Source organism: Tepidamorphus gemmatus, assembly GCF_004346195.1.
GTDB classification, from domain to species: Bacteria; Pseudomonadota; Alphaproteobacteria; order Rhizobiales; family Tepidamorphaceae; genus Tepidamorphus; species Tepidamorphus gemmatus.
In genome coordinates, this window is the sequence record NZ_SMAK01000005.1 from 46448 (window position 1) to 67501 (window position 21054).

A 21054-nucleotide genomic window follows, 5' to 3' on the forward strand; every position below is an offset into this window, starting at 1 on the left:
GATGGTCGCGCCATGCACGGACGCTTTGCAGTCTTCGGGGCGGTGCTTGCCGTCACTCTCGCCCTCGCCGGCTCGGGTCGCGCCGAGCCCTTCGAGAGGGATACCGACCGGCCGGGACACGACATCGCCCGGATCGAGACCTCGGACGAGACCGCCTGCCGCCAGGCCTGCATCCGCGAGCCGGCCTGCGCCGCCTTCACCTTTGTGCCCCATGACGGGCGGACCGGCGCCTGCTGGCTGAAGGATGTCGTGCCGCTGGCGTATTCGGTGCCCGGCATGGTCTCCGGGCTGGTGACGGCGGCCGACCGGCAGCCGGCCCAGACGTCCCCCGCACCCCCAATGCTGGATCTGGCGGCGTCTGCGGCCGGCGCGCTGGGGTGCCAGCAACTGGTGAGTGCGGTCGTCGAGGCCGGCCGGGTGACGCTTCAGGGCGTGCATTTCGACTTCAACCGCGCCACGATCCGCCCCGACAGCCTGCCTGCACTGATTGCCGCGCGCGATGCGATCCGGACACTTGGCGGCGAATGGACGCTCGAGGGGCATACTGACAATATCGGTGGCCGCAACTACAATCTGCGTTTGTCGATGGCCCGCGCGCAGGCGGTGGCCGACTGGCTGGTTGCGGCCGGGATCCCGATCGCTCAGCTGCGGTCGGAGGGGTTCAGCTTCGACAGGCCGGTCGCCGACAATGCCACCGACGAGGGCCGCGCCCGCAACCGCCGGGTAGAACTGGTCGCCCGCACACTTCCGCCCGGCACTGCCGGATTCGGTGGCCCGGCCGGCGTGGAGCCAGAGGGCTGCGCGGCGACGGCTGCCGAGGCCATCGCCGATGCCGCCGCATCCGGTGACGGCAGGCGCGAAGGAACTGATGCCGCCGCATCCGGCGAGGCCGTCGCGGGCGACATCGCCGGGTTCGATCGCGTCGCCGGGCCGGAATGGCTGCCGCATGCCTACCTCATGCCGACGGGCCGATCCGCCGGCCCGCTCGGCGCCAGCTTCGAGATGGTCGATCTGGGACTCGGCGGCACGGCCCGCATGTGCCAGTCGATGTGCCTGTCCGAGGCCGGCTGCATGGGCTGGAGCTTCGAGCCGCAGGGCAGCAACTTCGTCGCGACGGGCCGCTGCTTTCGATGGGGCAGCGCAGCCGAGCTGACTCTGCAGCGATCCGGATGGGAGCCATACTTCGCAGGCCTGAAACCGCAGGCGACGATCCTCGAGGTCGGCTCGGAAACGATCCTGGCCGAGATTGCCGAGGACGAGGCAGAACTCGCCCGATTCGCGGCCGCCGCCTCGATCGTCGCGCCGGCAAGCGTTCCCCCCGGGGCCACCTTCCCGGTCCGCGTGACGGGCCCCGGCCTGACGGGAGACTGGGTGGAGGTCTCGGGTATCGACGAGACCGGCGAGCCGTATGGCGGACTGTCCTGGACCCATGTCGAAGGCGCTGGTGGAACGGATGGCGTCGTCGTCGAGCTTACCGCGCCGGAGGCGGGCGACTATGCGCTGCGCTACGTCGTCGAGCATCCCCGCGCCGGTCGGAGAATCGTCCACGAGGCGCCGCTGAGGGTCGAGGACAGCGCACCGCCGCCGGTGCTGCCGCCGGCGCAGCGTTCCGGACTGGCACCCATGCACTCGTCGCCCCGAAGGACCACATCGACATCCGGGGGAGCCGCGCCTGTCGGCACCCCGTCCTTCGAGACGGAGGGGATGGGCGAGGACACCGGCTACTACTGCCCGGCCGACGCCCTGCCCTGCCGGTTCGAGGACGAGGCGACCGGGCTCGTCTTCCTGCTAATGCCGGGCTTCCACATCGGTTTTCCCTACGTCTACGAGACGGCAGCCGGCGTCCGCGCCGCCCTTCCCTCCACCTCGATGGTCCGCAGCCGGGACGGGCAACCGGTCGCCGCCCTCAATCCACGCCAGTGGCCAGCCGATCTCGGCCCGTGCGAGATCGGCCCGGCTGGTCAGATCTGTCTCCACGCACCCGGAGGCGTCGAGACACTGGATCCGCAGGTGCGGACTGCCTTCGGGGTCTTCACGGCCTCGCTCGGCCTCCTGGCGCGCAGCAGTACCGAATCTCCGCTGCGTCCGGCTGTCGAACCGGCCGCGGCCGAGCCAGACCCCGGCGCGGCTTTCCTCCGCAACTTGATCGGCCGGAGCAGCATCGGCGCTGCGATCGGCGAAGCGGCGGGAGAAGATCCCGACACGGAGCGGATGCTCAAGGTGCTTGGCAGCATGGTCGGCCTCGGGGCCTCCGCCCCCGCAGGTCCGACGCATCGCATCGACGCGGACGCACCGGCAGCGGCCCCGCCTGCCCTGCAATCGCTGCGCGGCGCCCGTCTGGCGACCGGTGGCATGAACGCTGCGGAAATCCGCGCACTGCTGCTGCCGCAGGCTCCGGGAGCAGCCGAATGATCGGTCTGCGCTTCGTTATCACGGCCTTTGGCCTCTGGCTGATCGCGCCGCAGGCCGCCACCGCCACCACGACAGTCGCAACCTGCAAGCTCGGCGGATGCCAATGCAGTCTCAGCCCGCTTGCAGCCGAGGACATCAGCTTCGTCTGGGGTTTCGAGACGCCCGCCATCGCACCGACCGATCTGTCCTCGGCGACACTGGTCGTCGATCTCGATCACGATGCGGTCTACTGGACGGACGCATCGCGCCAATCGATCGACCGCGCCTATCAGGGCGACGGGAACTGTCCGATCGAGCTGTTTGCGGACGACGCCGTCATTCCCCGCGACGGGACCTGGCGCTGGCAGGTGACCGGAACGTCGATCGGCGGTTGCCCGCCGATGCTCGCCGCCGCCCTCGGCACCAATCTGCCAGACAGCCACATGGTCCGAGTCGACTGGGGCGGCCGCTTCGATCCGGCCCTGCTCGCCACCAGCCCGGAAATGTCCGTCTATCGCTGGCGCGACACCGGCGGCAACAGCGCCGCGAGCGAGCCGCTTGGTGGCCGCGACTGCGACGCCGGCACCTGTTCCTCCGTCTGGGTCCGCCTCTGGATGACCCTGATCACGCCGGAGACGATCCGCGGCCACATGGTCCTGAAGACCCGCGCAGACCCCCCGGATCCGGCCGGCGCAAACGTGCTCGCCGCCATTGGCATTGGCGCCTGCGACGTTGTCGTCGGTTACCGGATCGACCACATCGCGGACTGACCGAACCGACCGTCGGTACCGGAAGACGCCGTAGCCCGGCTCGGCGAGACCGCTTCATGTTCTGACCGAAAGCGCATCCGGCGTCGGCGATGCAGTTGCTGCCCTCGCCGGGTTGAATCGTGGCGGCGAGTGCTCCGATCCGTCGCCAGCTGGCCTCGACCGTGCATCTCCGGGCGATCCGCGTCTGGTGTCTGATCCTGGCGAAGGCCTGGCCGATCGGGCCGTCGAAGACGCAGGCAGCGGGGAATCGGTGGCAGCGCAGCGCGCCGAGGAAGGTCAGCGTGCGCCAGTGGCCTGTGGCACGACGGCCCGAAGCCATTCGCCGTCTGCCCCCATCCGTGCGGCGGCGCCATGAGGGTCCCGATCCGGGTCTCGTCTCGGGAGAAGATCCGTTCGTCGTCGTGCTCATGATGGCTCCACCTCCTCAAGGTTTGGAGCCTCCGCCAAACCCGGCGCGGTTCACATGGCCCCGGGAGCCATCCCATCTCATGGGTCATGGCCACGGACAGCACCTTGCGTGCTTCGGGATTGGATCGCTAACATTCCAGCGGGAGAGGATGCCGATGAGGAGGAGAACGGTCCTTGGCGGGATCGCATCGAGTGCGATCATCGCCATGCCGGCGCTCGTGCGAGCCGCGGCAGCCTTCCGGCTGGGGCTGACACCTGTCTTTCTCGACAACGACGCCGTGGTCATCGAGAGGCTGCGAGCGGCGCTGTCGGAAGCCCTCGGCGAACCCGTCGAACTGGTCCAGCGCAGGACCTACCAGGAAATCACGGCGGCTCTTCTCGACGGAACGCTCGATGCAGCCTGGATCTGCGGCTATCCCTTCCTGCAGCAGCGCGAAAGGCTCGAGCTGGTTGGCGTTCCCGTCTGGCGCGGACGACCGTTCTATCAATCCTATCTGATCGTCGGCGCCGATGACGAGGCGCAGTCTCTGGCGGATCTGCGAGGCGGAACCCATGCCTTCTCCGATCCCGACAGCAATTCCGGATACCTCGTGACCGCCTCCGATCTCAGCCGGATGGGCGAAACGCCTGAAGGGTTCTTCTCGCGGACCATCTACACCTATGGCCACAGGAATGTCGTGCGCGCCGTTGCGGGGGCGCTGACGAGATCGGGCAGTGTCGATGGCTATGTCTGGGAATCGCTTGCTTTGGTGGAACCTGCCCTGACGGCGGGCACGCGCGTCATCGCCCGGTCCGAATGGCTCGGATTCCCGCCATTCACAGCGCGCGCGGATCGCCGCAGCTCGGCCGAGGTCGAAGGATTCGCCGAGGTTCTGACGACCCTCGAGGCGACACCCGCCGGCAAGGATATCCTGCGCCTGCTGTTCCTCGATCGCATCGTGGCCGGCGATCCTGCATGGTTCGACGGCATCGCCTTGCGGATGGCCGATGTGAGGGCGCGCCGATGATGACCGGGCGTTTCGGCACCTGGCCGATCACCGTCCGCGTCGTGCTCGTGACCGCCGCCCTGATGATCCTGCTCGGTGTCATCGCCTCGCAGCAGGTTCTGTCCACCCTCGGCCGGCTCCAGAATGACCGCCTGCAGGAATTCGCCCGGCTGCACCTCGAGGGGCTGGCCGTGGCGCTCGGTCCCTTCGCCTTGCACAAGGACATCTGGGAAGTCTACGACACACTCGACCGCGCCCGCATCAGTGCCTCGGGAGAGCGCATCCGCCTGACGGTCGTGGCTGACGAAAACGGCCGGGTCCTCGCTGCGACGGATCCGGTCCGCGCGCCGATCGACGCGTCGATCGAGGCGTTTTCGAACGGGGCACACGCCATCGACGACGTGACCGCCGGCAGTGGCGAATCGGTCGTCCGCGTTGCCGCACCACTGGTGGTCCAGGGACGCAATGTCGGCCTCGTGGTATCGGAACTCGATATCAGCGACCTCGTGGCCGAGCGCCGGACCGCGACCCTGGCGCTTCTCGCCGGCAATGCCGCGGCGACGGTCATCGTCGTGCTCGCCGGCTACATCGCCGTGGCGCGCATTCTCGAACCGATCGAGCTGCTGGCCCGCCACATGGGCGAGGCGGGCGATGCACCGCGCCCGATTCCCGAGGCGGCGATCCCGCGCTCGGATACCCTCCTGTCCAGATTGCTGCGCAATTTCAATGACATGGCCGGAGCCATCGACGCGCGTCGGGAGGTCGAACGCCGTCTTGCGGAACGCGAGCGCTTCGTCAGTCTGGGTCGTCTGGCGTCTTCTCTTGCCCACGAGATCAACAATCCGCTCGGCGGTCTCGTCAATGCCGCCGATACGATCCGCGCCTATGCGGATCGGCCGGAGGTCGTCCGACGATCAGCCGATCTCCTCGACCGCGGGTTGCGACACCTGCGCGACGTGAGCCGGGTAATCCTCGAGGAGAACCGGCTGGATCGGTCGGCACGTCCCCTGTCATCCACCGATTTCGATGACCTGCGGCTGCTGTTCGAGCCCGAGACCGTGCGTCGCCGGCAGCGGCTGGGTTGGCAGATTCCGCCCCCTCAGGAATTGGTCGGGCACTATCCGTCGGCTGCGATACGGCAGATTTCGCTCAATCTGCTCCTGAACGCCGCATCGGCAGCACCGGAGGGAGGCGAGGTATCATTCACCGTCGCCTGCACCTGCGACCATCTCCATCTCACCGTCACCGACAACGGGCCCGGGCTGTCGCCCGCCGCGCTCGATCGCCTGGTCTCGGCCGCGCCGCTGGCACCGGGGGGCGGGGTCGGGCTGCGCCTGGTGAGGGATCTGGTGCTCGGTCTCGACGGCGACATCCTTCATGAACGCCGTGACGGACGAACCCTGATCAGGGTCATCGTGCCCAGTCGGGAACAAGCATCATGCTGAAGGGACGCTATCTCGTGCTCATCGAGGACGACACCCTGATGGGCAGTTCGCTCGTCCAGCGCCTCGAGCTCGAAGGGGCAACGGTCACCTGGCTCAGGCAGGTCGTCCGCGGCATCGCGGCCGTCCGAACCCCACGCCGACCCGTCGACGCGGTGATCTGTGACATCCGCCTTCCTGACGGCACCGGCGAGGACATCTTCAGCGCGGTCTCCCGTTCGATGGCACCTCCGCCATTCCTGTTCATCACCGGTCAAGGCGAAATCGATCAGGCGGTGCGGCTGTTGCGGGCCGGTGCCGCCGATTACCTGACCAAACCGTTCGACCTTCCGACCTTCCTGCAGCGCCTGTCGCTGGTCATGCGCCCGGACGTTGCCAACGACATGCCTCCGCAAGCCGGCATCTCCCTGCTGGCGCGCCAGGTCGATTCCCTGGTCCTCGCCGCCGCCCGGCATGACATGCCGGTCCTGATCCGCGGTCAGAGAGGGCTCGGCAAGGCCCGCCTGGCCCGTCGCATCCACGAGCTTTCGGACCGCAGGCTGGCGCCCCTCGTCACCATCGATGTCTTCCGCGACGAGTCCGGCGAGCGAGCCATCGCGGCTGCGCTCGACGCAGCCTCGGAGGGAACGCTGTTCGTCAACGGGATCGGCCGGCTCGATCCGGCCGCGCAGCGCCGGCTGATGGCCGCCATCGGACAGGTGGACGTTCGGGTGATCGGTACTTGCGGGACGCGGATCGACGAGAAGATCGCCGCCGGCCGGTTCCGGTCGGACCTGCATTGCGCCCTGGTCGCCAACGAAATCGTCGTACCGCCGCTGTCACAGCGCATCGAGGATGCCGTATGGCTCGCCGGACAGATGTTCCAGGCCTTCGGTCCGCGACGACAGACCAGGTTGAAGGGACTGTCCGAGCTTGCCCTTGCTGCCATCCGCGATCACGACTGGCCGGGTAACGGCCGGGAGGTGAGGTCGCGCCTGCTGCGCGCCATCGACGCTGCGCGCGGCGAATGGATCTATCCCGCCGACCTCTTTCCGGAGTTCAACCTCGACGATCGCGAGGTGCTGACACTCGCCGATGCACGCGAGCGGGCGGAACGGCGCCAGATCCTGAAGGTGCTCGCCCAGACCGGCGGTCAGATCGGCGAGGCCGCCCGCCTGCTGAAGGTGTCGCGCACGACGCTCTGGGAGAAGATGCAGAAGCTGGGAATCTGAGCCGACTGTCTGTTCGGAATTCCGAACATCGACGATCATTCAATTATTTCAGATATTTGGGAGACCCAATCGGGTTCTGTCCGATCCCCCTGGGGCCGTCTGTCTCCGCTAGACTCGGCGTCACATCAGCTTGGGGAGGAGATGACCATGAAATGTTACCGGCTGGTCGATGTCGGCCGCCGCGAGTTCCTGCGCGGCGGCCTGTTTGGCGCCGCAGGAGCGGCAGCGGCGACGGTCATGCCCGCGGCATCGGCACGGGCGGAGGGGCTCGCGCGGGTGAGCTATCCGTCCAACAGGCTCGCGAACATCGCGGATCTGAAGGTCGACGAACCCGTCGAGATCGCCTATCCCGACCCGGACAGCCCCGGCGTGCTGCTCAAGCTCGGCAAGGCCGTCCCTGGTGGGGTCGGGCCGGACGGCGATATCGTCGCCTTCTCGATCCTGTGCCCGCACAAGGGCTGGCTTCTGACCTACAACGCCGGCGACCGCACCCTGAACTGCCCGGGCCACTACTCGCGCTTCGATTGCGAAGCCGGTGGCCAACAGACCTGGGGCCATGCGACGCAGAACCTGCCGCAGTTCGAGCTGCGGATCGACGCTCAGGGCGACATCTACGCCGAGGGCGTGGATGAACTGATCTACGGCCGCCTGTCGAACGTGCTGAGTGCGTGAAGGGGGGAGTGGACATGACCTACAAGCGCTTCACCGACCGCCTGCCCATCATCCCTGCGGACGCCAAGGAGTTCAACGTCACCTGCCACTACTGCATCGTCGGCTGCGGCTACAAGGCCTATACTTGGCCGCTCAACAGGCAGGGCGGCCTGGCACCGGCCGAAAACAAGTTCGGTGTCGACCTGCGTGAGCAGCAGCCGCTCGAGACCGAGGCCTGGTACGCGCCGTCCATGTACAATGTCGTCAAGCAGAACGGCCGCGACGTGCATCTGGTCATCAAGCCCGACGTGAACTGTGTCGTGAACTCGGGCCTGGGGTCCGTTCGCGGCGCCCGGATGGCGGAGAACCGGCGGTCCGACGTCACCGGTACCCAGCAGCAACGTCTTACCGATCCGATGGTCTGGCGATACGGCACCTGGCAACCGACGACCTGGGACGATGCGCTGGATCTTGTCGCCCGCGTCACCGCCCGATTCATCGACATGGACAATGAAGATGATCTCTTCGTCTCCATGTTCGATCATGGCGGCAGCGCCGGCGGCTACGAGAACACCTGGGGCACTGGCAAGCTCTACTTCGGCGCGATGAAGGTTCGGAACTGCCGGATCCACAATCGACCCGCCTACAATTCCGAGGTGCACTCCTCGCGCGACATGGGTGTCGATGAACTCAATTATGCCTACGAGGACTATACCCTCACAGACACGATCATGATCGTCGGCGCCAACCCGCTCGAATGCCAGACCAATCTTTTCCTCAACCATATGGTGCCGGGTCTGCGCAATGGCGCCAAGGCGATCATCATCGATCCGCGCAGAACGGTGACGGTCCGCGCCTGCGAGGAAGCGGCCGGAGCAGAGAATGTGCTGCACCTGCAGCCGAACTCGGGAACCGACCTGGCCCTGCTGAATGCGATGTTCACCTATATCGCCGATCAGGGCTGGGTGGACCGCGACTTCATCGCCGCCTCGACGTTTGCGGACGGCATCGCGGTACCGGAGGACAGCGCACATCCGGCAGCGCTCGGCAGTTTCGACAGGGCGCGCGAAGCCTGCCGCATGTCGATCGCAGAAGCCGCCGGCATCTGCGGTCTTGCCGAGGCCGACATAATAAAGGCCGCCGAATGGTATGCGCGGCCGCACGAGGACGGCAGCCGCCGCAAGGCGGTCATCGCCTACGAGAAGGGAATCATCTGGGGCAACGACAATTACCGGACGATCGGTGCCCTGGTGAACCTGGCGCTCGCGACCGGCAACATCGGCCGCGAGGGCGGCGGCGTCTGCCGGCTGGGCGGCCATCAGGAGGGCTATTTCCGGCCGTCGGACGCTTTCATCGGCCGCCCCGCCCCCTATTTCGATCAGCTGCTGACATCCGGTCGGGGTCGCGTCCACCACATCTGGGCCTGCGACCACTACAAGACCACGCTCAACGCCTCCGTCTTCAAGCGGGAATACAACCGTCGCACCAACATGGTGAAGGAGGCGATGGATTCGGCCGCCGGTGCAACCCGCGAGGAGCTGGTGAGCGCCATCGAGGGCGCCATCCGCGCCGGCGGCCTGTTCTCGGTCAATGTCGACATCATCCACAGTCAGATCGGCCAGGCGGCACATGTCATTCTGCCGGCCTGCGAATCCGGGGAGATGAACCTCACCTCGATGAACGGCGAGCGGCGGTTGCGGCTCGTCGAGCGCTACATGGATCCGCCCGGACAGGCGATGCCTGACTGCCTGATCGCGGCCCGTCTGGCCAATCATCTCGAGCGGGTCCTGACCGAGGAAGGCCGAACCGAGTATGCGGCCCGGTTCAAGGGCTTCGACTGGCAGTCGGAGGAAGACGCCTTCATGGACGGCTATCACCAGGCCAATCCCGAGGTGACTTATGAACGCCTCCGCGCAATGGGCAACAACGGCGTGCAGGAGCCGGTCGTCGGCTACAAGGATGGCAAGCTCATCGGTACGGTTCGGCTCTATGCCGACGGCGTCTTCACCCGGCATGGACGTGCGGATGGCAAGGCGCTGTTCTGCCTCGGCGGATGGCGGGGACTGCAGGCTCCCGGAAAGGCCCAACAGAAGGCGAATTATCGGTTCCTGATCAACAACGGACGATCGAACATCAACTGGCAGAACTGGTTCCTTGACCAGGACAATGATTTCGTGATCGACCGCTTCCCGTTGCCATTCCTGCAGATCAACCCCGATGACGCTGCCGAACTCGGCGTGAACAACGGCGACATGGTCGAAGTCTACAACGATGTCGGCGCAACCCAGGCGATGATCTATATCGAACCGACGGCGCGCCGAAACGAGACGTTCATGCTGTTCGGTGCGCCATCCGGCACCCAGGGCAATGTCATCAATGCCGGCGTGAACGAACTCATCCTGCCGAACTACAAGCAGACCTGGGCGAACATACGCAAGATCGCCGATGCCAGCCCGGCCACGGCGCCGCTCAGCTTCAAGTCGTGGGAGGTAAGGCTCTGAACCCAACGGGCCGCGCGCCCAGCCTTCGCGCGCGGCCCTTGTCATCACTCAGCGCAATTCCCGCAGACGGGGAACCGGTTCGCCATCGAGGTATTGCTTGGAAACACGTCGAAGCGGATCATCCGGTCCCGGCACCGGGTAACCGTTGCGGGACACCCCTCGTCCTGGCGTCACCGTCAGGGCAGCCCGGTCGCGGACGGGCGGCCTCTGGCCGTCGCAGCGAGACGGCCTGCTTGTCCGCCATCCCCCAGCCGGTGTCCGGAGCGTCGTCCTCGGCCTCGTCAGTCCCGCACGAGCCGACGGCCGAAGGTGGGCGCCACCTCGGGAATCGGCGGCATCTGCCAGGTACCGGTGATCGGAATGCCGGTGTCGCGGTTGATCACCACATCGAGTACGGTCGGCACGTCGGAGCCGATCGCCTCGGCATAGGCGTCGGCGAACTCGTCGGGGTGCTCGATGCGGATGCCGCGCCCGCCCATCGCCTCGGTCATCCGGACGAAATCCGGATTCCACAGTTCGCCGGTACTCTCCTTGATGAAGCTGGTGCCAAGCTCGCGGCCACCGAGATAGGCACGCTGCAGGTCGCGGATCGTGCCGATGGCATAGTTGTTGAGCAGCACCCAGACCGCCGGCAGGCCGTATTCGACGGCCGTCGCCACCGCGTGCGGCGTCATCATGAAGCCGCCGTCGCCGCACAGCGTCACGCACGGACTGTGGGGTCGCGCCAGGCGGGCGCCGAGCACGCCGCAGACGCCGAAGCCCATCGCCGCGAACCCGCCGGCGGTCATGTGGTTGCCTGGCGTCCGCACCTCCCAGTACTGTTCCGACCAGACCTGGCAATTGCCGACGTCGTCGACCATCACCGTGTCCGGCGGCGACAGGCGGTTCATCTCGGCAAGGATGCGGCGCGGCTCGATCGGGGTCTCGCGGCTCGTGCTGTAAGGCGCACAGAAGTTGCGCCACTCGGACTGCCAGCCGGCGATTTCCTGCCGCCACCCCGCCGTGTCGGCGCGCCGACCACGGCTGCGGGCAGCCGTCAGCAGCTTGCCGAGGAACTCCTTCGCGTCCGCCGTGATCCCCAGTTCGACGGGATAGTTGCGACCGATCTCGTTGTCGTCGATGTCGACCTGGATCAGCCGGGTCGGTGGGATGTTGTAGACATAGCCCTTGATCCAGGATCCGGTGTGCAGGTCGTTGAAGCGGGCGCCGATCGCAAGGATGACGTCGGCGTTGCGCGCAGCTTCCGTCGCCGGATATTCGCCCCAGACGCCGCCGACGCCAAGATGCAGGTAATGATCGTGCGGCAGCGCGCCCTTGCCCATGAAACTCGTGTAGACTGGAATGTCGAGCTGTTCGGCGACCGCCCTGAGCTCGCCGAACGCCCCGGCAACCCGAATGCCGCCACCGGCAAGGATCAACGGCTTGCGGCCCCCCAGCATGAGGTCGAGCACCCGGGACACGGTCATGTCCGACAGGCCCATCCGCCAGCCGCCGCCGGCACCGTTGGTGTGCGGCTCCGGTACCGACACCGGAGAGGTCTCGATATAGAGATTGTACGGCATGTCGATATGGACGGGGCCCGGCCGGCCCGACCGCATCAGGGCGAAGGCTTCGGGCAGCGCCACACACAGATCCTCGACCCGCTCGATGCGGAACGACTTCTTCACGATCGGCGCGAACAGCGATGACATGGTGCCGTTGTAACGGTAGTCGTCCTGCAGCGCCCCGGAGTTGAGCTGTGTCGTCGGGACGTTGCCGGTGATCACCAGGAAGGCGGAATTGTCGTAGAAGGCGTTCGCCACCGAGATCATCAGGTTCATCGGCCCGGGCCCCGTCGAGGCGTAGACCACAAGCGGCTTGCCGGTGAGGCGGAAATAGACATCGGCCATGAATCCTGCTGCCTGCTCGATACGCGGGCTGATATGGCGGATGCGGTCGGTCTGCCTGTAGATGCCATCGAGCAGCCCGATGGCACCGTGCCCCGCGTAGCCGAGGATCACCGGCACCCCCTCCCTGACAAGGTACTCGGCAATGATGTCGGTGCCGCGCATCTCGTTGCTGCCGGCCATGCCGCTGTAGCTGCGCGAGGGCGAGAAACTTCCGTACGAACCGCCGAACCGCGAGGTCGAGCGGTATTGCGAACGCCGGTCCATGCCATGCCTCCCAGACGGCCTCTGCGGGCGGTCCCGGAAGCCTAGCGCCGCTACGGAAAGCCGGCAATCATCCGCAGATTGCCGGTCGTCGCGATGTCGCCTCCGGCAGGTCCGACCGATCGGGATGGGCTGGGAAGAGGGATGGGAGACAGCGGAATTGGGGTCGCGATCGACGCTGCCTCCCACCCAGTCCGGGCTGACTACGCACGACCAGATGCCAGCCTGCCACATCCCCCTGCAAGCCTGCTGCCAGGTAGGGTTAACGTGACTCGACCCAACATCTGGTGGTCATCTGGGGTAGCCGCTACTGCATGGTGGGCAGCGGCCGCGGCCGGCGGCCAACCCGCGTCGCATTCTGCAAGCCATTTCGCAATTTGCGACGGGCCCGGTCGGGAACGCAGGCGTTGGCCGCCTACTCAGCGGCTTCGCGACGGCCGCGGGCATCGCTGTCCAGCCAGAGGCTCAGGAAGTTCTCGAGCCAGCGACGGATCTCCGGATCGTAGACCGACCGCCCCTCGAAGTGGCGGGCCCTCGCCTGGGCGCCGGGCATGGCCAGCCGTTCGGCGCCGCGCACCGTCCAGCGATGCATCATCGCCAAGGTCAGCTCGGCATGGAATTGTATGCCGTAGGCGCACGGCCCCACGGCAATCGCCTGGTTGCGGAACATGTCGCCGGTGGCCAGCAGACGCGCACCGCGCGGCACCTCGAAGCCTTCACGGTGCCACTGGTAGACCATGTGCGGCCAGGGGCCGAGCGAGCGGCCTTCCGGTGTCGGATAGATCGGATAGTAGCCAACCTCGGCGCAGCCGTCGCGGTGCGGTTCGACCTTGCCGCCGAGTGTGCGCACCATCTGCTGGGCGCCCAGGCAGATGCCGAGGAACGGCGCCTGTTCCTTTAGCGGAATGTTGATCCAGTCGATCTCGCGGCGGATGTAGTCGAGATCGTCGTTGGCGCTCATCGGGCCGCCGAAGATGATCGCCCCCGCATGACCATCCATCGTCTCGGGCAGCGGATCGCCAAGCACGGGGCGGCGGATGTCGAGCGCGTAGCCGCGCGCCGCGAGGATCTGGCCGATCCGGCCGGGCGTCGAGGTCTCCTGGTGAAGGACGATCAGGATCGTCTCGGTCTGGATGGTGCTGCGCATGGCCTCGGGGCGCCACTATCACATGGCGCTCAATCCTCCGTCGAGCTTGAGCTCGGCTCCGGTCATGAAACGCGATTCATCGCTGGCAAGGTATATCGCCGCCCAGGCGACGTCCTCCACGGTGCAGAGCCGGCCAAGCGGGATCTGGGCCGCGAGTTTCGCCGTCTGCTCCGCGCTGAGCGGCCGGCGCTCACCGCCGCGCGCGAACAGATCCTGGAGCAGCGGGGTGGCGATGAAGGCCGGATGGATGGAGTTGGCGCGGATGTCATCGCCCTTGCGCGCCGCCGACAGCGCGGTCGATTTGGTGAGCATCCAGACCGCCGCCTTCGACGTGTTGTAGGCGGCGATGTTGGGGCCGGCGACGAGACCGGCGACCGAGGACACGTTGATGATCGAGGCGGGCTGGTTCTCCCTCAGCAACGGCATCGCCAGCCGGGTGCCGAGATAGACCGAGTCGAGATTGATCGACATGCAGCGCCGCCAGCTGTCCGGCTCGGTGTCATCGACGGCGCCGATTGCCCAGATGCCTGCGTTGTTGACCAGAACGCTCAGGCCTCCGAAAGCCTGCCGACACGCCGCAAGGGCCGCGTTCCAGTCGCTCTCCGAGGTGACATCATGGGCGCAGCTCGCCGCGCAACCGGGATGGTGCGCATTGATCCCGGCGGCGATGCCGGCAGCGGCCGCGCCATCGATGTCGCTGACCATCACGCGAGCGCCTTCGCCGGCGAAGGCTCGGGCAATCCCGCTGCCGATGCCTCCCGCCCCGCCCGTGATGAGCGCGATCTTGCCGTCAAGCCGGCCACGCGGCCGCGTCGCTGTGCTCAAGCCATTTCGCTCCAGGCGCTGATCCGCCCGTCAGTATCTCCGGTTACAGTGCTTCGCAGGCCGACTCAAGCGCGAGGCCGGTCTGACCGGCCGTCTTGCCCGGTCAGACCTCATCGTCGTTGTGATGCGGCGCATGCGCGACTCGCCGGCGCAGCATGATCCGGTCGCGCGACGAGACGCCAAGCAGTTCGGCGACCCGCCAGATGAAGTTGTCCTCGAATTCGTGCACCGCCCCGTCGGCGTAGACGAGCTGCCAGAGCATCTCGACGACGTCGTGCCGGCCCTCATCGTCGAGAGTGCGCTTCAGCACGCTTGTGAAGGCGTAAAGATCGATCGCCTCCATGTCGCGTCGACGCGCCTCCTCGATCAGCTGGGAGGTTTGCTTCTCGTCGAGGGCGAAATGGTCCTTCAGGATCGCGCGCAGCTTCGCCCGCTCGTCATCGCCGATGACACCATCGACGGCGATGGCATGCACCGCGAGCGCGGCCGTCGCGACCTTCGGATCGCCGGCATCGAATGCCGGCTCGTCCGCGCCAGGCTTCAGGTTGCGTATCACCTTCTGGATCGCGTTGAACATCCGGACCCTATCAGTCTTGCCAGCACCGCCTCTCGCCACCTTCGTGCGCAGATTGTAGCGACGGTGAGGCTGCGACCAAGACCCGGGTGGACGTAAATCGCAATCGTGTCGTCCCGGTCACATTGTTGCGCCGATGACCCAGGGGGTGAATTCGTTATCGCCGAAGCCGAGCTGCTCGCTCTTCGACTTTTCGCCCGAGGCGACCCGCAGCAGCACGTCGAAGATCCGGCGCCCCATCTCCTCGACGCTCACGCCGTGCGAGAGGATCTCCCCGCAGTTCACGTCCATGTCGTCCGACATGCGCTCGTACATGGCCGTGTTGGTCGCCAGCTTCACGCTGGGCGCCGGCTTGAAGCCGAAGACCGAGCCGCGGCCGGTGGTGAAGCAGACGATGGTCGCCCCCGACGCCACCTCGCCGGTGATCGAGGCGGGGTCGTAGCCGGGCGAATCCATGAACACGAACCCCTTCGCCGTCACCGGCTCGGCGTACTTGTAGACGCCGACGAGATTGGTGGTTCCACCCTTGGCGGCTGCGCCGAGCGACTTCTCGAGAATGGTGGTCAGTCCGCCTGCCTTGTTGCCGGGCGAGGGGTTGTTGTTCATGTTGCCGCCGTTGCGGGCGGTGTAGCTCTCCCACCACTTGATGCGCTCGATCAGCTTTTCGGCCACCGCCCGGTCGGGCGCACGGCGGGTGAGCAGATGCTCGGCCCCGTAGATCTCGGGAGTCTCCGCCAGAATTGCCGTGCCGCCATTGCGTACCAGGATGTCGGCCGCGACCCCGAGCGCCGGGTTGGCAGTGATTCCTGACCAGGCGTCGGAGCCGCCGCACTGGAGGGCGAGCATCAGATGCTCCGCCGATACGGTCTCGCGTCGGACGGCATTGGCGGCGGGCAGCATCGCCTCGATGCGACGGATGCCCTCCTCGACCGCCTTGCGCGTGCCACCCCAGTCCTGGATGGTCATGTGCTGGAAACGGCTGTCGTCATTCAGTCCGTAGGCATCGATCAGGAAGCGGATCTGGTTCACCTCGCAGCCGAGTCCGACGAGCAGCACGCCCGCGCAGTTCGGGTGGCGGACATAGCCCCACATGGTCCTCTGCAGCGTGTCGAAGCCCTCGCCGGCATCGGCCAGCCCACAGCCGGTGCCGTGCACGAAGGCACTGACTCCGTCGACTTGGGGATAGGCGGCGAGCCGCTCCGGCGTGAAGTGGGCGGCGATCATCCGGGCGACGGTCGCCGAGCAGTTCACCGTGGAGACGATGCCGATGTAGTTGCGGGTCGCGACCCGTCCGTCGTGGCGAACGATGCCCTGGAACGTCGCCCGCTCCGCCTCCGGCACGAATTCGGTCGGCCGCGCCTCGGCCCCGAAGGCATAGTCGCGGGCGAAGTCGCCCATCACGCAGTTATGCGTGTGCACGTGCTCGCCGGGGGCGATGTCGGAGGCGGCGAAGCCGATGATCTGGCCGTACTTGCGCACCTCGGCACCGGCAGGGATGGCGGCGGTCGCGATCTTGTGGCCGGAGGGGATGTCGGTTGCGGCGACGACGCCCTCGCCGGGAACCGGCGTCCCGGCGGCGATGCGCCCGGTCGCGGTGACCACGTTGTCGATCGGGTTGAGGCGGACGACGCGCACCGCCGCCTCGCGGATGGGGGATATCTCGTTCACGTGTGTCGTTCCGTTGCTGTCTGCGGCCGTTCAGGGCAGCTGTGCGCCACTGACGCCCACGAAGACCGAGTAGAGCGAGCGCGTCGCGGTGATGAACAGCCGGTTGCGCTTCGGCCCGCCGAAGGTGAGGTTCGACACCATCTCGGGAATGCGGATGATGCCGATCAGCGTCCCGTCCGGCGCGTGGCAATGTATACCGTCCTGCGCGCTCGTCCAGACATTGCCCTCGACATCGACCCGCATGCCGTCCGGCACGCCGGGCGAGACCTCGGTGAAGATGCGGCCATTGGCGAGCCGATCACCGTCGACCTCGAACACCCGGATATGGTGCGGTCCGTCCGGGTCGTGGCTGAGGCCGGAATCGGCGATGTAGAGCAGGCGCTCGTCGGGCGAGAAGGCGAGCCCGTTCGGTTTCACGAAATCGTCGGCCACGACACTGAGTTCCCCCGTCACCGGGTCGACGCGATAGACGAAGCAGCCGTCCTGTTCCTGCTTGCCCTTGTTGCCCTCGTAGTCGGACATGATGCCGTAGGTCGGATCGGTGAACCAGATCGAACCGTCCGACTTCACCACCACGTCGTTCGGCGAATTCAGCCGCTTGCCTCGGTACCTGTCGGCAATGACGGTGATTGTCCCGTCCGGCTCGGTGCGGGTGACACGACGGTTGCCATGCTCGCAGGTCACCAGCCGGCCCTGCCGGTCGCGGGTGTTGCCGTTGGCGAATCCGGAATCGTGGCGGAACACGCTTACGCCCCCGTCCGGCACCCAGCGCAGCATCCGCCGGTTGGGGATGTCGCTCCACACCAGATAGCCGCCGTCGGCGAACCATACCGGTCCCTCGGCCCAGCGGCAGCCGTCGTAGAGTTTTTCGACGTCGGCGGTCGGCACCGTCAGGTCGTAGAACCGCCGGTCCACGTAATCGTAGGCATCGCCCACCAGGGCCATTCCCGATCCTCCCCTATCGCTCGCCGTGTCGCCCGCTAGCCAGCACGATGACGGCAATGATGATCGCGCCGGTCAGCACCATGCGGATCCCGGCGCCGAGCCCGAAGGTGTTCAGCATGGTGACCAGCAGGAACAGGAACAGCGCCGCGCCCCACAGGCCGGGGACATTGGCGAAGCCACCGGCCACCGACGTGCCACCGATCACCACGACGGCGATCGAGTTGAGCAGGTATTCCTGGCCCATGTTGAGCGCCGCCCCGCCCGAGAAGGAGGCGAACAGCAGCCCGCACAGCGAGGCGAACACCGCGCACATGACATAGGTTGCAAAGCGCGTGCGGTCGACCGCGACGCCGGCGAGCCAAGCGGCACGCTGGTTCTGGCCGATGGCGACCACCGAGCGTCCGTAGACCGTGCGGGTCAGCACCACATGCATGACTGCCGCAAGCAGAATGACGCAGATGGCCAGCACGGGCATCCCCCACACGACGGTGGTGGTGAAGTCGCCCAGCGCCGGCGGCGGCTTGATCCTGAGACCGCGGTTGTACCAGATCGCCGCCGACTGGAAGACGAAGCTCGACGACAGGGTGGCGATGATCGGCGGAATGCGCAGCAGCCGGATGAGGCCGTAGTTGATGATCCCGACGCCGATGCCGACCGCGAGCGTCACCGCGATCCCCGCGAGGATCATGGAATTGTCCGTGTCCATGATCTTGAGCGCCACCGTCCCGGCCAGCGTCATCGTCGCCGGGATCGACAGATCGACATTGCCCGGCCCCAGCGTGACCACGAACATCTGGCCGAGCGCAACAATGACGAAGAAGGTGGCGAAGGTGAACGCCGCCGTCAGCACCGCGCCGGCACCTTGGCCACCGGTGAAGGCAATGGTGGCGACCCACACACCGATCGCGGCGAGGTAGGCCCAGATCCACGGCCGGTCGAACAGGCGGGAGACGGCAGCGGTCACGGCCTCGCCTCCGCCCGGTTGATCAGCGCCCGAAGCGCCAGCACGATGATCAGGATCGCTCCCTGCGCGCCGATCTGCCAGTCGGGACTGATCCGCATGAAGGACAGGAACGAGCCCGCCAGCGTCAATGTCACCGCGCCGATGACGGCGCCGATCGGCGAAATGCGGCCGCCGACGAACTCGCCGCCGCCAAGGATCACCCCGGCGATCGACAGCAGCGTGTAGCGCAGCGCGATGTTGGCGTCGGCCGAAGTCGTGAGCCCGACCAGCGCCATGCCGGCGAGCATGCCGAACAGGCCGGCGAAGGCGTACATCACCATCTTGATCTTCAGCATCGACCAGCCGGCGCGCGCCACCGAGCGGGCGTTGCCGCCGGCGCCACGCAGGACGGCGCCGTAGGCGGAACGCATCAGCAAGAGATGCACCGCAGCCCCGATCGCCACCACGGCCAGGATCGAGAACGGCACCACCGGCGTCTTCAGCGTCATGACTGCCCTGATCCACTCGGGCGCCTTGCCGCCCGGCGTCGGCAGCAGCATCACCGACAGGCCGAGCCAGACGAACGACATGCCGAGGGTGACGACGATGGAGGGCAGGTTGCGCAGATGGATGAGCGCGCCGAGCAGCGCATAGGCGAGGATGCAGGCGGCGAGCGCCGCGGCGCCGATCAGCGGCGCATCGTTCAGCCAGGTCGCGGTCACGCAGGCGCAGAAGCCGACATAGGCGCCGATCGACAGGTCGAGATCGTTGACGCAGATGACGAACATCTGCGCGATCGTCGCCAGCGCGATCGGCACGGCAAGGTTGAGCAGGAGGTTGAGCCCCATGTAGCTCATCGCGCGGGGCTGCAGGTAGAAGATCGCCACCAGGATCACGGTCAGCGACAGGGCCGGCAGGATCGCCCTGAGCAGGCGCGGGCTCGCAAGATCCGGAATCATGCTTCCTCCGTGAAGGAGGATTGCAGCACCTTCTCCTCGGTCAGTTCGTGCCGCGCCAGATCGGCCACGATACGCCCGTTGCGGAACACATAGACATGGTCGCAATTCTTCAGTTCGTCCATCTCGGTCGTGTACCAGAGAAAGGTGCGGCCCTTGCCGGCCTCGTCGCGGATGATCCGATAGACTTCCTGTTTCGTGCCGATGTCGACGCCGCGCATCGGATCATCCATCAGCACGATCTCGGCGTCCGAGCCGAGCGCCCGGGCGAACAGCGCCTTCTGCTGGTTGCCGCCGGACAGCGACAGGATCGGATTATCCGTGTCCGGTGTGCGGATCGAGATGCGCTCGCGCCAAGTCTCAGCCATCTCTCGCTCGGCTGCGAGGTCGATCAGCGGCCCGCGCCGCAGCCGCTTCAGCGAACGGATCGAGATGTTGAGGGCGATCGACCACAGCGGGAAGACTCCGTCGGTCTGGCGGTCGCCAGCGACCAGCGCGACCGGCCCTTCGACCAAGGTGTGGGCGGTGCGGCGCCCGGCCGCCGAGAACACCTGGCGCAGCATCGCTCCCTGGCCATGCCCCTCCAGACCGGCCAGACCAACGACCTCGCCGCGATGCGCCGTCAATCGCATGTCGTTGGTCTGGGCCAGTGGTCGCGCACTCACGGTCAGCGGAGCATCGCCACGGTTCGATGCGGCGACGACATCGCTGGCCGCTGCCTCGCGCGCCACGTTGCCCATCGCGGCGACGAGGCTTGCGCGGGTGAAGGCGGCCGCGGGGCGCGTGTCGACGACACGGCCGTCGCGCATCACGACCACCCGGTCGGCCGTCTCCAGGATCTCGCCCAGAAGGTGCGAGATCAGGATCACGGAGCCGCCGGAGTCGACGAAACGGCGCACGAAGCCGAGCAGCTGGCCGGCGACCACGGAATCGAGCGAGGAGGTCGGCTCGTCGAGAATGACCAGCCGGGCACGGCTCTCGGTTTCCGAGAAGGCACGGGCGATCTCCACCATCTGCCGACGGGCGATCGACAGGTCACCGACGATGTCTGCGGCCGAAATGCCGTGTCCGGGAAAGATCTCGTCGAGCTTGCCGATGATCAGGCTGCCGGCGCGCCGGCGCCAGCCGAAAACCTCTCAACGCCGGATGCATGATGCGGGCGTTCTCGGCGACCGTGAGGTTCGGGCAGAGCGACAGCTCCTGGAAGACGCAGCGCAGCCCGGCTTCGTGCGCCGTCGAGACGGTCCAGTGTCCAGCCATGTCCCGGGCCGTCGACTCGCCATGGACGACGATGCGGCCGGCGTCAGGGGAAAGGGTTCCCGCCAGCACATTCATCAGCGTCGACTTGCCGGCACCGTTGTGGCCGACCAGCCCGACACAGATGCCCGCCTCGACGGTCAGATCGACACCGCCAAGGGCGCGGACGGCGCCGAACCGCTTCTCGACGCCGCCCAGTTCGACGATGCAATCCGGCTCAGCCATCGTC

Annotated in this window: 15 protein-coding genes and 1 pseudogene; 7 read left to right on the forward strand and 9 right to left on the reverse strand. The window is 66.9% G+C overall.

Features of this window, described 5'->3' with window-relative positions; translation table 11 throughout:
• Positions 1-12: 12 nt before the first annotated feature.
• From EDC22_RS09505 to EDC22_RS09535, 7 genes are all read left to right on the forward strand, one after another.
• Positions 13-2412 (forward strand): OmpA family protein, encoded by a 2400-nt coding sequence (locus EDC22_RS09505; protein WP_132806417.1) that lies wholly within the window; start codon positions 13-15, stop codon positions 2410-2412.
• Complete coding sequence (locus EDC22_RS09510; protein WP_132806418.1) at positions 2409-3161, forward strand: hypothetical protein; 753 nt, start codon at positions 2409-2411, stop codon at positions 3159-3161. Before EDC22_RS09505 ends, EDC22_RS09510 begins: the two co-directional genes overlap by 4 nt.
• 563 nt (positions 3162-3724) lie before the next feature.
• Entirely contained in the window at positions 3725-4576 is an 852-nt protein-coding gene (locus EDC22_RS09515) for a substrate-binding domain-containing protein (RefSeq protein ID WP_245499705.1), read from the forward strand.
• Positions 4573-6000 carry a sensor histidine kinase gene (locus EDC22_RS09520; RefSeq protein WP_207903743.1) on the forward strand — a complete coding sequence of 476 codons (1428 nt, stop codon included), beginning with the start codon at positions 4573-4575 and terminating at the stop codon, positions 5998-6000. Before EDC22_RS09515 ends, EDC22_RS09520 begins: the two co-directional genes overlap by 4 nt.
• A complete protein-coding gene (locus EDC22_RS09525; RefSeq protein WP_132806420.1) occupies positions 5994-7208 on the forward strand; it encodes a sigma-54-dependent transcriptional regulator in 1215 nt (404 codons plus the stop codon). Before EDC22_RS09520 ends, EDC22_RS09525 begins: the two co-directional genes overlap by 7 nt.
• 141 nt (positions 7209-7349) lie before the next feature.
• Positions 7350-7880: an arsenate reductase (azurin) small subunit gene (locus tag EDC22_RS09530; protein WP_245499706.1), complete on the forward strand. Its 531-nt coding sequence runs from the start codon at positions 7350-7352 to the stop codon at positions 7878-7880.
• 14 nt (positions 7881-7894) lie between these two features.
• On the forward strand, positions 7895-10360 hold the full coding sequence (locus EDC22_RS09535; protein ID WP_132806421.1) for an arsenate reductase (azurin) large subunit: 2466 nt from the start codon (positions 7895-7897) through the stop codon (positions 10358-10360).
• Positions 10361-10641: 281 nt separating this feature from the next.
• Here EDC22_RS09535 and EDC22_RS09540 read toward each other — a convergent pair whose 3' ends face one another.
• The 9 genes and pseudogenes from EDC22_RS09540 to EDC22_RS09580 form a co-directional block, all read right to left on the reverse strand.
• Positions 10642-12513, reverse strand: coding sequence for a thiamine pyrophosphate-binding protein (locus tag EDC22_RS09540; RefSeq protein ID WP_165926850.1), 1872 nt, complete (start codon positions 12511-12513; stop codon positions 10642-10644).
• Positions 12514-12925: 412 nt separating this feature from the next.
• A complete protein-coding gene (locus EDC22_RS09545) occupies positions 12926-13657 on the reverse strand; it encodes a glutamine amidotransferase (protein WP_132806423.1) in 732 nt (243 codons plus the stop codon).
• Between the two features lie 18 nt (positions 13658-13675).
• On the reverse strand, positions 13676-14482 hold the full coding sequence (locus tag EDC22_RS09550) for a glucose 1-dehydrogenase (protein ID WP_132806424.1): 807 nt from the start codon (positions 14480-14482) through the stop codon (positions 13676-13678).
• Positions 14483-14585: 103 nt separating this feature from the next.
• Positions 14586-15059, reverse strand: a complete 474-nt coding sequence (locus EDC22_RS09555) for a tellurite resistance TerB family protein (RefSeq protein ID WP_132806425.1) — start codon at positions 15057-15059, stop codon at positions 14586-14588.
• 117 nt (positions 15060-15176) lie between these two features.
• A complete protein-coding gene (locus EDC22_RS09560) occupies positions 15177-16724 on the reverse strand; it encodes a UxaA family hydrolase (RefSeq protein WP_245499707.1) in 1548 nt (515 codons plus the stop codon).
• A 30-nt stretch (positions 16725-16754) separates the two neighbouring features.
• Entirely contained in the window at positions 16755-17669 is a 915-nt protein-coding gene (locus EDC22_RS09565; protein ID WP_132806426.1) for an SMP-30/gluconolactonase/LRE family protein, read from the reverse strand.
• Between the two features lie 13 nt (positions 17670-17682).
• Positions 17683-18633 carry an ABC transporter permease gene (locus tag EDC22_RS09570; RefSeq protein WP_132806427.1) on the reverse strand — a complete coding sequence of 317 codons (951 nt, stop codon included), beginning with the start codon at positions 18631-18633 and terminating at the stop codon, positions 17683-17685.
• Entirely contained in the window at positions 18630-19571 is a 942-nt protein-coding gene (locus tag EDC22_RS09575) for an ABC transporter permease (protein WP_132806428.1), read from the reverse strand. The genes EDC22_RS09570 and EDC22_RS09575 overlap by 4 nt, the downstream gene beginning before the upstream one ends.
• A pseudogene (locus tag EDC22_RS09580) lies at positions 19568-21050 on the reverse strand (sugar ABC transporter ATP-binding protein). Before EDC22_RS09580 ends, EDC22_RS09575 begins: the two are co-directional and overlap by 4 nt.
• Between the last annotated feature and the right edge of the window lie 4 nt (positions 21051-21054).